General features: G+C 45.9%; 16 protein-coding genes. 7 read left to right on the forward strand and 9 right to left on the reverse strand.

All coding sequences use genetic code 11. The features are described from left to right. Window positions 1-197 precede the first annotated feature (197 nt). Window positions 198-1538: an NADP-specific glutamate dehydrogenase gene (gdhA, locus tag LL912_RS11010; protein WP_235553628.1), complete on the forward strand. Its 1341-nt coding sequence runs from the start codon at window positions 198-200 to the stop codon at window positions 1536-1538. A gap of 25 nt (window positions 1539-1563) precedes the next feature. After that, window positions 1564-2262: an SAM-dependent methyltransferase gene (locus tag LL912_RS11015; protein WP_235553629.1), complete on the forward strand. Its 699-nt coding sequence runs from the start codon at window positions 1564-1566 to the stop codon at window positions 2260-2262. On the opposite strand, the gene LL912_RS11020 is transcribed toward LL912_RS11015, so the two are convergent. Next, on the reverse strand, window positions 2251-2688 hold the full coding sequence (locus tag LL912_RS11020) for a hypothetical protein (protein WP_235553630.1): 438 nt from the start codon (window positions 2686-2688) through the stop codon (window positions 2251-2253). The genes LL912_RS11015 and LL912_RS11020 overlap by 12 nt on opposite strands. Window positions 2689-2996: 308 nt before the next feature. On the opposite strand from LL912_RS11020, the gene LL912_RS11025 reads away from it, so the two are divergent. The 3 genes from LL912_RS11025 to argG are packed head-to-tail and all read left to right on the forward strand — an operon-like array spanning window position 2997 to window position 5378. Then, complete coding sequence (locus tag LL912_RS11025) at window positions 2997-3719, forward strand: GNAT family N-acetyltransferase (RefSeq protein ID WP_235553631.1); 723 nt, start codon at window positions 2997-2999, stop codon at window positions 3717-3719. 11 nt (window positions 3720-3730) lie between these two features. Further along, the gene (locus LL912_RS11030; RefSeq protein WP_235553632.1) at window positions 3731-4165 is read left to right on the forward strand and encodes a DinB family protein; all 435 of its coding nucleotides are present in this window, start codon (window positions 3731-3733) and stop codon (window positions 4163-4165) included. Window positions 4166-4172: 7 nt separating this feature from the next. After that, entirely contained in the window at window positions 4173-5378 is a 1206-nt protein-coding gene (gene argG / locus LL912_RS11035) for an argininosuccinate synthase (RefSeq protein ID WP_235553633.1), read from the forward strand. Here the strand turns inward: argG and LL912_RS11040 are convergent. Next, complete coding sequence (locus LL912_RS11040; protein WP_235556549.1) at window positions 5347-5595, reverse strand: hypothetical protein; 249 nt, start codon at window positions 5593-5595, stop codon at window positions 5347-5349. The two genes, argG and LL912_RS11040, sit on opposite strands and share 32 nt — an antisense overlap. On the opposite strand from LL912_RS11040, the gene LL912_RS11045 reads away from it, so the two are divergent. Both LL912_RS11045 and argC read left to right on the forward strand, forming a co-directional pair. Further along, the gene (locus LL912_RS11045; protein ID WP_235556523.1) at window positions 5512-5724 is read left to right on the forward strand and encodes a cupin domain-containing protein; all 213 of its coding nucleotides are present in this window, start codon (window positions 5512-5514) and stop codon (window positions 5722-5724) included. The two genes, LL912_RS11040 and LL912_RS11045, sit on opposite strands and share 84 nt — an antisense overlap. Window positions 5725-5748: 24 nt before the next feature. Beyond that, entirely contained in the window at window positions 5749-6732 is a 984-nt protein-coding gene (argC, locus tag LL912_RS11050) for an N-acetyl-gamma-glutamyl-phosphate reductase (RefSeq protein ID WP_235553634.1), read from the forward strand. Between the two features lie 181 nt (window positions 6733-6913). Here argC and LL912_RS11055 read toward each other — a convergent pair whose 3' ends face one another. The 7 genes from LL912_RS11055 to LL912_RS11085 form a co-directional block, all read right to left on the reverse strand. Then, window positions 6914-7369 carry an RES family NAD+ phosphorylase gene (locus LL912_RS11055; protein ID WP_235553635.1) on the reverse strand — a complete coding sequence of 152 codons (456 nt, stop codon included), beginning with the start codon at window positions 7367-7369 and terminating at the stop codon, window positions 6914-6916. After that, window positions 7369-7833, reverse strand: coding sequence for an antitoxin Xre-like helix-turn-helix domain-containing protein (locus tag LL912_RS11060; RefSeq protein ID WP_235553636.1), 465 nt, complete (start codon window positions 7831-7833; stop codon window positions 7369-7371). The genes LL912_RS11055 and LL912_RS11060 overlap by 1 nt, the downstream gene beginning before the upstream one ends. 55 nt (window positions 7834-7888) lie before the next feature. After that, on the reverse strand, window positions 7889-8620 hold the full coding sequence (locus LL912_RS11065) for a hypothetical protein (RefSeq protein WP_235553637.1): 732 nt from the start codon (window positions 8618-8620) through the stop codon (window positions 7889-7891). 35 nt (window positions 8621-8655) lie between these two features. Beyond that, the gene (mgrA, locus tag LL912_RS11070) at window positions 8656-9648 is read right to left on the reverse strand and encodes an L-glyceraldehyde 3-phosphate reductase (RefSeq protein WP_235553638.1); all 993 of its coding nucleotides are present in this window, start codon (window positions 9646-9648) and stop codon (window positions 8656-8658) included. 230 nt (window positions 9649-9878) lie between these two features. Continuing rightward, window positions 9879-11252, reverse strand: coding sequence for a D-alanyl-D-alanine carboxypeptidase/D-alanyl-D-alanine endopeptidase (dacB, locus tag LL912_RS11075; RefSeq protein WP_235553639.1), 1374 nt, complete (start codon window positions 11250-11252; stop codon window positions 9879-9881). Window positions 11253-11489: 237 nt separating this feature from the next. Beyond that, on the reverse strand, window positions 11490-12446 hold the full coding sequence (locus LL912_RS11080) for a hypothetical protein (protein WP_235553640.1): 957 nt from the start codon (window positions 12444-12446) through the stop codon (window positions 11490-11492). A gap of 28 nt (window positions 12447-12474) precedes the next feature. Then, on the reverse strand, window positions 12475-13461 hold the full coding sequence (locus LL912_RS11085; RefSeq protein WP_235553641.1) for a LuxE/PaaK family acyltransferase: 987 nt from the start codon (window positions 13459-13461) through the stop codon (window positions 12475-12477). Between the last annotated feature and the right edge of the window lie 51 nt (window positions 13462-13512).

The raw sequence follows: 13512 nt of genomic DNA on the forward strand, positions 1-13512 counted from the left end.
GTATCCTTATGAGCTGGCCATCCACCCGGCTGCCCTGGCAGCTTACCCGTTTATAATAAAACCGCGCTCTAAACCCCAAAGACTGAAAAACCATTAAACTTTTCTTCAATTCTGTATAAATATTTCAAAAAAACTAATACCTGTTCAAAAAATATTTTAGTACTTTCCCGCACTAATCCATCTTAGTTTTTTTAAATATGAATGCATTCATCAAACCTTTTATCGAAAAGGTAAGCGCAAGAAATGCCGGAGAACCGGAATTCTTACAGGCGGTTACCGAAGTAGCAGAATCGATTATTCCCTACATTGAAACACAGCCCAAATACAGGGACGGCAAAATCCTGGAACGGATCGTGGAGCCGGAACGGGTAGTTATTTTCAGGGTTCCCTGGCTTGATGATAAGGGAGCGGTACAGGTAAACCGCGGTTTTCGGGTTCAGATGAATAGTTCCATCGGACCTTACAAAGGCGGACTAAGGTTCCACCCAACGGTAACACTGAGCGTTTTAAAATTTCTTGCATTTGAGCAGGTATTCAAGAACAGCCTCACCGGCCTTCCGATGGGTGGTGGAAAAGGAGGGGCCGATTTTGACCCAAAGGGAAAATCCGATAATGAGATCATGAAATTCTGCCAGAGTTTTATGACCGAACTATACCGGCACGTTGGAGATGATATAGATATCCCGGCCGGGGATATTGGAGTGGGCAAACGCGAAATCGGCTACCTGTTTGGCCAGTATAAACGCATTACCGGTACCTTTAACGGTGTTCTCACCGGTAAGGCTTTTGAATGGGGCGGCAGCCTGATACGGCCCGAGGCTACCGGTTATGGACTGATCTATTTTGTGGACGAAATGCTGAAAGTACGGGAAGCGTCCTTATTAGGAAAAAAAGTACTTATTTCCGGATCAGGCAATGTGGCACAGTTTGCCGCGGAAAAATGCATCGAAAAAGGCGCCAAGGTACTAACCATGTCCGACTCCGAAGGCTTTATCTACGACCCGGTGGGCATCGACCAGGAGAAACTGGAATATATTAAGCATCTGAAAGATCATCAGCGTGGACGTATCAAAGAGTATGCGCAGCATTACCCCTGCGAATTTTACCCCGGCAAAAAACCCTGGAGCATTAAATGTGATATTGCGCTCCCCAATGCCACCCAAAATGAACTGGATTTATCCGACGCAGAAATGCTGATCAAAAACGGTTGTATCTGTGTAGCAGAAGGCGCTAACATGCCTTGCACGCCGGAAGCCGTCGCAGCGTTTCACCAGGCAAAGGTATTGTACGCCCCGGGCAAAGCAGCAAATGCCGGCGGCGTGGCCGTTTCCGGTCTTGAAATGTCGCAAAACTCACAGCGCTATTCCTGGGGAAGAACCAAGGTAGACAACAAATTAAAAGAGATCATGAGTGATATCCATCACCGTTGCATGAAATACGGGCATGAAAAGGATGGGCATATCAACTACGAAAAGGGCGCTAATATCGGAGGATTTGTGAAAGTGGCAGAAGCCATGCTTTCGCAGGGAGTTGTATAATTGCGATTTATCGTAACATTGCTGTATGACAGCTACAATTTACCTGATCCCTACCTACTTGCACGAAAGCAACCTGGCGGTGTTGCCCGCCTACCTGCTGGAAGCTATTGAAAAATGTACGGTGCTTTTTGTAGAAAACGAGCGCACTGCCCGGCGCTATTTGAAGCAATTAAAGAAAGAGATCGTTATCGACCATTTTGAGTGGTTCGGCATCCAGAAAGATGAAGCAAATCTATTGCAGCAATTCAGGCAACAACTAAAAGCGGGAAAAACGATCGGTATCATCAGTGAGGCCGGATGCCCGGGTGTGGCAGACCCGGGTCAGCTCCTGGTTGCGGCAGCACAGGAGGCCGGGGCGCAGGTGGTACCGCTGGTGGGCCCCAGTTCCATTTTATTGTCACTGATGGCCAGTGGCTTAAACGGGCAGCAATTCAGCTTTATCGGCTATCTTCCCATCGATAACGGGCAGCGGATCAAAGCCATTAAAGAGCTGGAAAACGAATCGCAACGTAAAAACAGCACCCAGATCTTTATTGAAACACCTTACCGGAATAATCAATTACTGGAAACATTACTTAAACAATGCCAGCCGCAAACCAAGCTATGTATTGCAGCAGATATCACGGGCGGGCAAGAGTTTATTAAAACAAGAACCATTCAGCAGTGGCAAAAAGAAACCATTGACCTGCACAAACGGCCCACTATTTTTTTATTAAAAAGGTGATACACCACCATCCGTCATAGAAATGATGCTGTCTACAATATACACTGTATTGCCCCTCCAGGGCAATACGCCTCTGTATTCTTTATAATGGAGATCAAAGCGTTTGCCGCTGTGTATGGCCAGCGTATCATAAATGCGTTTATTCTCGATAGAAAAAACAAAATTGTTCGACTGTGCACCGCCTCCTACAGCGCCTTTGATACCAGCCTGGATCAGCTCCCCTTCAAATGTTTTAAAAACCTGTCCTTTCCGTACTACATTTTTCAGGATACCCGATTTTACCCCATCGCCAAATACATTGTAATAGTTCCAGTAGATATATCCGCCAGCTAAAATTATAAACACCAGGAGGCCCATAAAAAAATACCGGCGACAACCCGAACGTTTGTTTGCTTTCTTTTGGTTCTCAATTGGTAAGGTTTCCATAAAAAATGGTTTAATTAAAAAAAATTAATGGCACAATATTCAATATTGCATTATTTTTGTACTTCGAAAGTACAATTTGTTTTTAAATGAATAACTTTTTAAAACATACAAAACACGTTGCATTTCATGCAAATATAACCACGGGGATTTACGCCGTGGGATTTGACGTAGCTGTATGTTTTCCACGACCAATGCGCTGTCCTGATTGCTGACAGGACAACCCCTTGACCTGGGCCCTGTCAGTGAAAACGCTCCGAAAAAAAAGCTATCAGGACTGGTCTCCCGCAAATTCATTTTAACTACACATCGTGGACAATCTCAATCAGGAAATTATCGTAAGAGTAGCTGAAGCTGCTGATAAAAAATATTCAAAGATCATTACGGACGAAATGGAATCATCGGCAAAAGCCCGTGGTACCGGCATTGCCAAAAGAAGTCCGGAATACATTGAAAAAAAGATCGACGAAGGCAAGGCTGTTATCGCCCTTACAGACAGTGGAGAATGGGTAGGTTTTTGCTATATCGAAACCTGGAGCCATGGAGAATATGTGGCCAACTCAGGCTTAATCGTAGCACCGCATTTCCGTAAAAGCGGTGTTGCCAAAAAGATCAAACAAACCATTTTTAAGCTCAGCCGTAAATTGTTTCCGGAGGCCAAAATATTTGGATTAACCACCGGCCTTGCGGTAATGAAGATCAATAGTGAACTGGGATACGAACCGGTTACCTATTCGGAGCTCACACAGGATGAGCAGTTCTGGGCCGGCTGCAAAAGCTGTGTCAATTACGAGATCCTTATGAGCAAGGACCGGAAGAACTGCATGTGCACCGCCATGCTGTATGATCCTAAAGACCACTATGAGCCGGAGGAAACCAAGGCCTTCTTTGAAGAAAACAAAACCGGGCTGGAGCGGTTACAGCGTTTTAAACAATGGAAATTTTTAAAGGCCTTTCGTAAAAAAGATAAAGCCGGAGGTGGCAGCGGAGGCGGATCATTAAAATCGTTCTTCAAAAGCGTGTTTCATTTATAACTGAAATGCTGATGCGGGCAATTGCGGAACAATTAGCACAGATCATACATCTATATACTGAAAAAATTCAGCATATAGACGACCCTTCGTTTTCAGTAAAACCAGGCAACGACAAATGGAGTAAGAAAGAAATACTCGGACACCTGGTGGATTCGGCTCAAAACAATATTCAGCGGTTCGTCAGGGTTCAATATGAATCCGAGCCCAATATCGTTTACAATCAGGACGAATGGGTAAAGACACAGTCCTACAATAGCTGGAACCGGGGAGAGCTGCTTGATTTGTGGCAATTATCAAATAAACAGATTGGCTTTATTCTGAAACATTTCCCGGAAGAAAAAAAGACATTAAAGGCGTATATGAATAAAGAACTTTGTACAATAGAATATATTGCACAGGACTATATTCGTCATTTGCTACATCATTTAAATCAAATCATAAGTTAAGAATACTATGGCTAAAAAAGTTGTACTGGGTTTTAGTGGCGGTTTAGATACATCGTTTTGCGTAAAATACCTCACCGAAGAAAAAGGATACGAGGTACACAGCATAATCGTAAACACCGGGGGCTTTAGCGAAGATGAGTTGAAAAAGATTGAAGAGCACGCAAAAAACCTGGGCGTAAAATCGCATAAGACGGTAGATGCTGTCAAAAATTATTATGATTCTATTATCCGATACCTGATATACGGAAATGTACTCAAAAACAACACCTATCCGCTCAGTGTATCTGCAGAACGTTTGAGCCAGGCCCTGCATATTGCCAACTACGCACGGGAACTGAATGCAGACGCCATTGCGCATGGCAGCACCGGTGCAGGAAATGACCAGGTACGGTTCGACATGGTGTTTCATATTATGGCACCGGAACTGGAAATCATCACTCCTATCCGGGATATGAACCTCAGTCGTGCGGCAGAGGTAGAATACCTGAAAAGTAAGGGTGTGGAAATGAATTTTGAGAAATCGGTTTATTCCATCAATAAAGGGCTCTGGGGCACCAGTGTTGGCGGCAAGGAAACACTTACCTCAAACGGCTATCTGCCCGATGAAGCATGGCCTACGCAGGTGACCCAAACCGGCACCGAGGCTGTAAAACTCTCGTTTGAAGAGGGCGAACTGAAAAGCGTAAACGATCAGAATTTTGCGCATCCAACAGAAGCCATACAACACCTCCAGCAAATTGCAGGCCCTTACGGCATTGGGCGCGATATTCATGTGGGCGATACCATTATTGGCATTAAAGGTCGTGTAGGCTTTGAGGCCGCCGCGCCCATTTTGATCATTAAAGCACACCATGCATTGGAGAAACATGTATTAAGCAAATGGCAATTACAGTGGAAAGACCAGATCTCCCAATTTTACGGCACCTGGTTGCACGAAGGTCAGATCCTCGATCCCGTAATGCGGGATATTGAAGCCTACCTGCAAAGCAGCCAGCGCAATGTAACCGGCGATGTATTTCTTCAGCTGCATCCCTACCGCTATCAGGTGTTGGGCATCGAAAGTCCGTATGATCTGATGAACAATGCATTCGGCAGCTATGGCGAAGCCAACAGAAGCTTTACCGGAGAAGATGTAAAAGGCTTTACAAGAATATTTGGTAACCAAACGTCCATCTATCACCTCATAAAAGAAAGTGCCCGGGCAGAAAAATAAAGTAGTCAGCGGCCACACGCCCATAGCTTCCTACCAATGGGGAGCAGGATGCGAAGCGTTTGTACTGACCGGTAATGATCACTTCTCTATAAAAAAAGAACGGATACCACCCGGTAAGGGAGAACAGTTGCATTTGCACAATAAGGCTACCCAGTTTTTTTATATACTGAAAGGAACTGGTTCTTTTGAAATCGACCAGTTGATTTTTACAGTACATGAAGGGCAGGGAGTAGAAATTTATCCGGGGCAACCGCATCGGATTTTCAACAATGAAACCGATTGGCTGGAATTTCTTGTTTGTTCACACCCGCTAACCGAACAAGATCGCTTAAATTTGCAAAGCTGAAAATCAAATAACAAAACAGAAGGCATGAATATAAAAGCTGGAATTATTGGTGGGGCAGGATATACCGGTGGTGAACTGATCCGTTTGTTAATTCATCACCCGTTTGTAACCGTTGCATTTATTCACAGCCGAAGTAACGCAGGAAAGCCGGTAACGGATGTACATGCAGATCTGGTAGGAGATACCGACCTGCGGTTTACAGATGCCATCTCACAGGATATTGATGTGCTGTTCCTTTGCCTGGGACATGGCGAATCCACGAAATTTTTGAAAGAGACGCCCATTGATGCGTCTGTCAGGATCATCGATCTGGCCAATGATTTCCGGTTAAGGAAAGACAGTAACCAGTCGCAACTAAACCGCAGCTTTGTTTACGGGCTTCCCGAACTGAACCGGGAAGCGATCAAAAACGCACAAAATATTGCCAACCCGGGCTGCTTTGCCACCACCATCCAGCTGGGATTATTGCCATTGGCGCATACCGGTATCCTTAAAGATATCTATACTACCGGTATTACCGGTTCTACCGGCGCCGGCCAGAAGCTGGCCGCCACATCACATTTCAGTTGGAGGGCCAATAATATACAGGCTTATAAAACGCTCACACATCAACACCTGGGCGAAATCGGCGAATCACTGGACCAATTACAACCCGGAACAGAGATCGATTTAAGCTTTGTGCCCTGGAGGGGTGATTTTACAAGAGGCATTTTCATCAGCTCCACCATTACCACCGATCTTTCCCTGGAAGAGCTCTATGTGTTGTTTGAAAACTTTTACAACGGCCATCCTTTTACCGTGGTAAGCCGCGCTCCCATCTTCCTGAAACAGATCGTAAATACCAATAAAGCTGTGATCCAGCTTGAAAAAGTGGGCTCCAAGCTGGTGGTGCACTCAGCAGCGGATAACCTGCTAAAAGGCGCCAGCGGACAGGCCGTACAAAACATGAATCTATTGTTTGGCATCGATGAGCGGGCCGGTTTAAATCTGAAACCCGCTGCTTTTTAAAATCAGCGATCAGATTTCAGCCTTCAGATCTGGGTTTCGAGTCTTTAGAAGAAGATTTAAAAACAGGAACCACGTCAAGTGTAAAACCGGAATCCAACCTGGGATTTTAAACATTAAGCCTGGAACCGTCCTTAGTGGCCAGACACTAATTTTTAGACCTCAAACGAACACCGGGATCTTCCTATCCAAATAACCGGTTGTCCAATCCGTAAGAGCGGGATTCGAGGATCTTTACTTTTTTGAAATCAGCATGCAGCGGATTTAATAGGAGATTAAACTCCTCAGGGATCACTGCCGACGGCATTCTTAAAGTGAGGTGTTCTTTTTGAACCAGGAACTGGTCACCCATAAAACGTGTATACTCGGTATCTTCAACCCATTTATTTTTTAATACATTTGGATGGATCTGTACCACCGGACTATCCGGCAGCTCAAGTGTAAGCAGGTAATAATCCGGCAGCATCTTATACATCGTCCGGTCATAATTCACCACAATTTCCAAGGCCGCCAGGGAAATATGTTCAGCAGTATAAAGCGCATACAAACCCTTGGAGTTCCAGCGTCCTCCATATAAAAAGGCTCCATAACCGGAAACATCTTCTTTATAAGGTGCATGCACCAGGCGATAAACAAACATCAGGCAGAAATTCCTTGTTCCATACGATGAAGCAGATCGATGATGGTTTGTATGCCATTGTGAGTGGTTAAATATTCTTTAACCACCGACCCGTTTAAAGAAAATGGCCGGCTATGCAGCCAAAGCCGGAATCCTTCTTTGCCAAAAAAGTCATTGCCGGCATCAATAAGTGCTGACAATAGCAGGATCCGCTCTATTTGCAACCCGTTGAAACCGCTACCCTCTTTTGCATACCGGTGCAAGGATCGCTCGCTGATATAAAGAAGATCAGCCCATTCGTTTAAAGTGAACGGTCCCTTATCTGCAATCTTTTTAAAATGTGCGTAGGTAAAATCCTTAATTGCCGGCTCCACGGGCTCCTTTTTTACCGGCCGGTGACGCACCTGGTACACCGCTTCGAAATCAGACACCACCGAAAGGGGCGGATCCTCAATGAGTGAATATTTTTTTACGACTTTTTTCATATTTCGACTTTTGTCACAAATATACGTGCTTTTTGTCGGTTTTCAATGCCTGCTTTTACCGTTCGTCTGGTGTGGTCTTGGACCATACCTCGTAGATCGGATCGCCCTTGGAACTCAATCCTGTATGGATCCAGTGCCCTTCTTCCAGATGATCTTTAAACTGCAGGGTCATTCCAACCCGGGAACTGTCCCTCGAAAAAAAAGTAATGGTCTCCGTGTAGACCCCGTTTCTGAAGGCATAGGTTCCTCCCCCGGTGCCGGAAAACTCGCCGGTTTCTGTATTGATAGCCGCCCACTGAAACCGGTCGTCCGTAAGAAGCTTCAGGGTACGTCTTGGCGCCAGCTGAATTGCCCGGAGGTCGTTTCCTTCCTTCCGCTTTGTGATCCGCCAAACACCGGCCATCGCACTGCCCGCTTTACCTGCCGGCATCCATTTACCAAGCTCCCCTGACAAATCACTTTCTATATAACCATTTTTTGCATTCCATACAAAAGTACCGGTGGAACCCGTCTTACTCTTGTCGTCTGAATGAAACCGGTAATGCAACCGTAATACGCCCTGCTCCACATGCTGAAACCCACCAAATGTTTTAAAAAATTTTTTGCCGCTGGCATCATAATGAGTAACCATGCAATACTGGTCTGCAGCCATGAATATCCACGATTCATTACCTTTCGTATACTTCCAGCTTCCGGTAACCGAGGTTTTTACTGCCGGCTGCGAAAAACCGGTAAACAGGATCAGGCAAAACAGGTTCAATAGACGGAGCTTACAATATAAATGCATAGGCAATGCTTTTTAAGGCTTGGAAGGATCGTCGGCTACTGTGCCCCGCTCAAAATACGGGATATCTGATTCAGCTCTTCTTGGTTAAAGGTACTATTTTTCAAACAACTTACAGAGTCCAGGAGTTGCGCGCTGCTGCTGGCCCCTACCAATACCGAGGTAACCCTGGGGTCTTTCAGCAACCAGGCCAGTGCCATTTGGGCCAGGCTTTGTCCCCTTTCCATTGCCAGCGCATTCAGCTCCAGGATCTGTTGCAGCCGTTCGCTTGTGATCTGGTCCTTTTGAAGAAAGCCATGTTTTTTTGCGGCTCTAGAGTTTTTGGGAATGCCCTTCAGATAGCGGTTGGTGAGCAATCCCTGGGCGAGGGGCGAAAAAGGAATGCAGCCAACCCCCTCTTTTTCCAGCAGGTCCAGCAGTCCGTCTTCTACCCAGCGCTCGAACATGGAGTACTTGGGTTGATGGATGATACAGGGGGTTCCCAGTTTTTTCAGTATCTTAAACGCTTTCGCTGCTTCTTCCTTCCGGTAATTGGAAATGCCGGCATACAGGGCCTTGCCTTGCCGTACGATCAGGTCCAGCGCACCCATTGTTTCTTCCAGCGGCGTTTCCGGATCCGGCCGGTGGTGATAAAATATATCCACATAGTCCAGCTTCATGCGTTTCAGGCTTTGATCCAGGCTCGATACCAGGTATTTTTTAGATCCCCAGTCCCCGTAAGGCCCCTCCCACATAGTATACCCTGCCTTTGTAGAAATGATCAATTCATCCCGGTGGTGTTTGAAATCCGTATGCAGGATCTTCCCAAAATTGGTTTCTGCAGATCCCGGAGGCGGACCATAATTGTTTGCCAGGTCGAAATGGGTGATACCAGCATCAAACGCACTATGCAGGGTTTTACGATACACTTTTTCGTCATCCACATCACCAAAGTTATGCCATAGCCCCAGCGAAATTGCCGGTAGTTTTAAGCCAGACACCCCGCATCTGCGGTATTGCATTTCAGTATAACGCGATGGATTAAATTTCATGGTATAAACTATTTTATATAAAAATGATTACTTGATTTTCCGTTCACTATTCAATGCCGTTTTTTAGCACACGGACGTCCAATATATGCGCACAGATTCCTCAGATTTTCACAGAACGGCTGTGGCTTATGGTCTACTTTCCAGCAACATACCTTAGGGACAGGTATTGGTTCGCCATTGACGATCCACCATTGACTATTAACGATGCACATTCACTAATTCGCTATTCACTACTTCAGCTCATCCAGCACTTTGTACATTTTCCGGACCAGGGCCAGCTGGCTTCCGTTATAGTTATTTACAAGAAACGAGAAAATGTAGTCCTTCCCATCTTTTGACTTTTGATAGCCTGAAAAGCCTTTCACCCGGTTAATGGTGCCGCTTTTCATCTTCATATCGTTATATAGTGGGAAGCCTTCGTAATAGTCCGCAAACCAGGACTGTTCCCGGGCGTATTTTAAAATAGCAACCTGTGCCCTTGTGGTGATCCTGTTTTGAGGCGACAGGCCCGATCCGTCATACAAATGCAGTTCATCCACATCCACCCCCCTTGTTTTCCAGTGTTCCTGCACGGCCGCTATTCCATTATCGGTAGTAGCCATTCCCTTACGGTTTAGCCCTACCGTTCGTAATAACGCTTCACCGTAAAGATTAATGCTTTTGCGCAAAAACCAGTAAATGATCTTTGAGAGTTCCGGCGAACTGTTTGTGTAAAACCAATGCACCTCCTTTGCCTCCTTATTTGTTGTCGTTACAACATTTCCGGAAAAGCGAACGGTACTTTTTAAACTATTAATCACCGTTTTTACAAATTGGTTAGCAGGATCATAAATCGATCCGGATACCACAAACCCGTTCTGCCCGGCAGGGATCGTTCCCCTGAGCACACCCGTTTGACGGCCCATTGAAGGGTAAAACAACGTGCTGTTGTCTCCTGAATTCTTTTCAGCAGCTGTGGCCAGTGAAGTGATCCGGTAATCGTAGAGATACGGTACTGTTTTTACTACCGAAACCGCGCTGCCCAACGCAGCCCCCGATTTCAACACCAGGTCAAACTGGTTCTCCCGCCAGTTGAGCGCCTGTGCGCCGGCACCATAATAATTTCCCAGGTCCTGCCAGATCCATCCTTCAGGAATGGTTTCATCGCCCCATTTCCCGGTATAAATCACCACATTCCTGAGTTCCCGGATGCCCTCCGCCTGCAATGCGGCTTTAAGCCTTGCCAGGAAAGCACTGTCCTTTGTTTCCGGCCATCGCCAGCTGGCCAAACTGGGATCACCGGATGGCTCAATGTACAGACTTTTGCCGCCGGGCGTTTTTACAATTCCAAACCGGGTTTCGTACCGGTAACCGGCGCCCAGTACATCAAACGCTGTAGCCGCTGTTACAATCTTCTCCGTAGACGCCGTTGCCATGCCCACCTTACTATTCTGATCATAAACGATATCTCCCGTTGCAGCATCAACCACATATAGCGAACTTAATGCATACTTCAACTGCGCATCCGCGTTAAAGGCGTCCATTGCCGTTGCAAGTTTCTGAGCTACCTGCCCCTGCACCGTGGTCCATCCCAGCAGTATTCCTAGAAAAAGTAAACGTTGCATAATCCTCTCATTAAGAAAGGAAAAATACAACATTATTCAGAAGAACGCTGCAGGCATCGGACATTTTTGATTGTACATCCACTGTCGTTTTATTAACGCCCCGGAAGCGTACCGGTGTTAATGGTTAGAGCAGGCGCAATCAACACACCTGCGATAATCCTGAAAACTCAGGAAAACGGTATTCATTCCGTACCTACCAGCAACGCAGTTAAATAAGCAAGTTGCCGGCAACAGCATCTATCTGAAATTAAACAAGGTAGCAGTAAACATACCCCGTTCTCTTTTTTTAAAAATCACATCCCAGTTACCGATATAACGAAGTACCGAAGGCACCAACAGTCGCCCCACTTTTGTTAACTCCACTTCCATGTGCACATCAAAATCATAGGCCCCGGTATTATAGCTCAGATCATAGGTACGACCCATTATTTCAAAAGTACGATCGTTAAACCAGGTGGTCATTTTATCATATACAATCCGGTTCCGGTCAGACCCGCTCAATCCTTCCTTTGCTTTGATTTCAAATTTATAGGCGTTCCTTCCATTGTACGAAACATAGTCAATGATATAATCGTACAGATCCGCGATGCGGGGATCGAAGATATTGCTCTTTTCACCCATTAACGGAATACCGGGTATCTTTTTCCCGGGGTTGAAAAAAAGCATTTTCAGCTGCTCCTTTCGTTTTTCGATGCCCGATTTATCTTTTGGATTCAGGCCGGTACTGCCCACAATATTTGTTTCTCCGCATACTTTACCAACGGTAAAAAAAAGCCCTGCATACAACTCCGCTGTATAATAGTTATACCCGCCATTCTTATCCGCCATATCTCCCGTTGTATTTTCATATTCCCTCGTCATGGTGCGGCAACCGCCCCGATAAGTCTGATGTGTTTTGCTGTTGAGCGAAGCGATCTGCCGTCCCTGCTTATCCTTCATCACAATATTGTTTAACGAAGAAAAACTAAGCATCCTTAAATTCTTAAAGGCTTTATAAAAGGTGGTATCTTTTTTAACCCGGTCGATAAAGCTGGGTACGTTCAGTTTATTATTGACCACCACTTCCGAAAGCGTTACCATCTGTGCCAGGTGCTCATTTTCCAATGAGTCCTGTACAGCTTCGTTTACCTGCGCGCCCAGCCATTGACAGATGCCCTGCAGTAATAAAAGAAAAAAGATTTTTAGTTTCATCATTGAAAAAGAAGCAGGCTCTTTTAAAACGTTAAAGTGCCAACAGGCTACAGCCACGGATATCGCTGTTATCCCGCCTGCCCAATACTTCAAAGGTTCCGTTTGCATGTACAATGCCCAGATCGTCTGTAGCAATAAAGCTGCAGGAATATATATTGGCAAGGTCAATCACATTTAGTACCCCGCGGCCGGGCCCGGTAATCACCGAAAGCGGATCTTCTTCTTCTCTCAGCGCCATTCGCATCCAAGCAGGCGTATCAAAGATCCCTGCTCCTTTCGAATAGGCTTGCGACAGCAACTCCGTCATCCCGTATTCGGAATGAATGGCTGTCGTACCAAGATGTTGGTTTAACCGGTCGTGCACTTCGGCGCGGATCAGCTCACGCCTCCGTCCTTTCATGCCACCTGTTTCCATAACGATCGTATGTTGCAGTGCCCGGGGAAACTGTTCTGCAAAATCAAGCAGCGCATACGTTACCCCAATGAGCAGGGTCTTTTGCCCCTGCTCCTCCAGCTGCTGCAACGTTTGAGCCAGGGATTCAAAATCATGAAGGTAAAAACCACTTTGCGGATGTTTACTATCCCGTATCAACCGGTCTACCATAAACACCAGTGAAGAATGCCCCCGTTCCAGGTAAGAAGGCAGTAAACCCAGGATACAGAAGTCCGCAGCCGGTCCGTAAAACAACTCAAAGGCTCTTGTAAAACTTCTGGTATACAAGGCCGCCTCTTTTACCAGGTGCCTGCTGTTGACCGTGCCGGTAGTGCCACTGCTTTCAAAGTACAATTCCGGCTCAAAAGAGGTAGCGGTCACCGCATGTGTTTTAAAAAAACGGATCGGCAGGAACGGGATATCCTGCAGCCGGGACACCGACGGTACGCTGCAACCGATAGCGTTGACATAACTACGGTAAATTTCGTTATGCTGATATTGAAACAGAAACACCTCTTTTGCAAGGGCTTCGAACCCAGCCGGATCCACGGAAAATAGCGACTCTTTTAATGTTTCCAATTCCATAAGAATAAGCTGCAAAAATACAAATAGGGCACAGATAAATAAAGGATTAAG

It is taken from the genome of Niabella agricola (assembly GCF_021538615.1).
GTDB lineage: Bacteria > Bacteroidota > Bacteroidia > Chitinophagales > Chitinophagaceae > Niabella > Niabella agricola.

Bases quoted from the DNA above. Each gene is read 5' to 3' on its own strand.
- gdhA (WP_235553628.1), top strand. From the start codon at position 198: ATGAATGCATTCATCAAACCTTTTATCGAAAAGGTAAGCGCAAGAAAT.
- LL912_RS11015 (WP_235553629.1), top strand. From the start codon at position 1,564: ATGACAGCTACAATTTACCTGATCCCTACCTACTTGCACGAAAGCAAC.
- LL912_RS11020 (WP_235553630.1), bottom strand. From the start codon at position 2,688: ATGGAAACCTTACCAATTGAGAACCAAAAGAAAGCAAACAAACGTTCG.
- LL912_RS11030 (WP_235553632.1), top strand. From the start codon at position 3,731: ATGCGGGCAATTGCGGAACAATTAGCACAGATCATACATCTATATACT.
- argG (WP_235553633.1), top strand. From the start codon at position 4,173: ATGGCTAAAAAAGTTGTACTGGGTTTTAGTGGCGGTTTAGATACATCG.
- LL912_RS11040 (WP_235556549.1), bottom strand. From the start codon at position 5,595: ATGTACTGTAAAAATCAACTGGTCGATTTCAAAAGAACCAGTTCCTTT.
- argC (WP_235553634.1), top strand. From the start codon at position 5,749: ATGAATATAAAAGCTGGAATTATTGGTGGGGCAGGATATACCGGTGGT.
- LL912_RS11055 (WP_235553635.1), bottom strand. From the start codon at position 7,369: ATGTTTGTTTATCGCCTGGTGCATGCACCTTATAAAGAAGATGTTTCC.
- LL912_RS11060 (WP_235553636.1), bottom strand. From the start codon at position 7,833: ATGAAAAAAGTCGTAAAAAAATATTCACTCATTGAGGATCCGCCCCTT.
- LL912_RS11065 (WP_235553637.1), bottom strand. From the start codon at position 8,620: ATGCATTTATATTGTAAGCTCCGTCTATTGAACCTGTTTTGCCTGATC.
- mgrA (WP_235553638.1), bottom strand. From the start codon at position 9,648: ATGAAATTTAATCCATCGCGTTATACTGAAATGCAATACCGCAGATGC.
- dacB (WP_235553639.1), bottom strand. From the start codon at position 11,252: ATGCAACGTTTACTTTTTCTAGGAATACTGCTGGGATGGACCACGGTG.
- LL912_RS11080 (WP_235553640.1), bottom strand. From the start codon at position 12,446: ATGATGAAACTAAAAATCTTTTTTCTTTTATTACTGCAGGGCATCTGT.
- LL912_RS11085 (WP_235553641.1), bottom strand. From the start codon at position 13,461: ATGGAATTGGAAACATTAAAAGAGTCGCTATTTTCCGTGGATCCGGCT.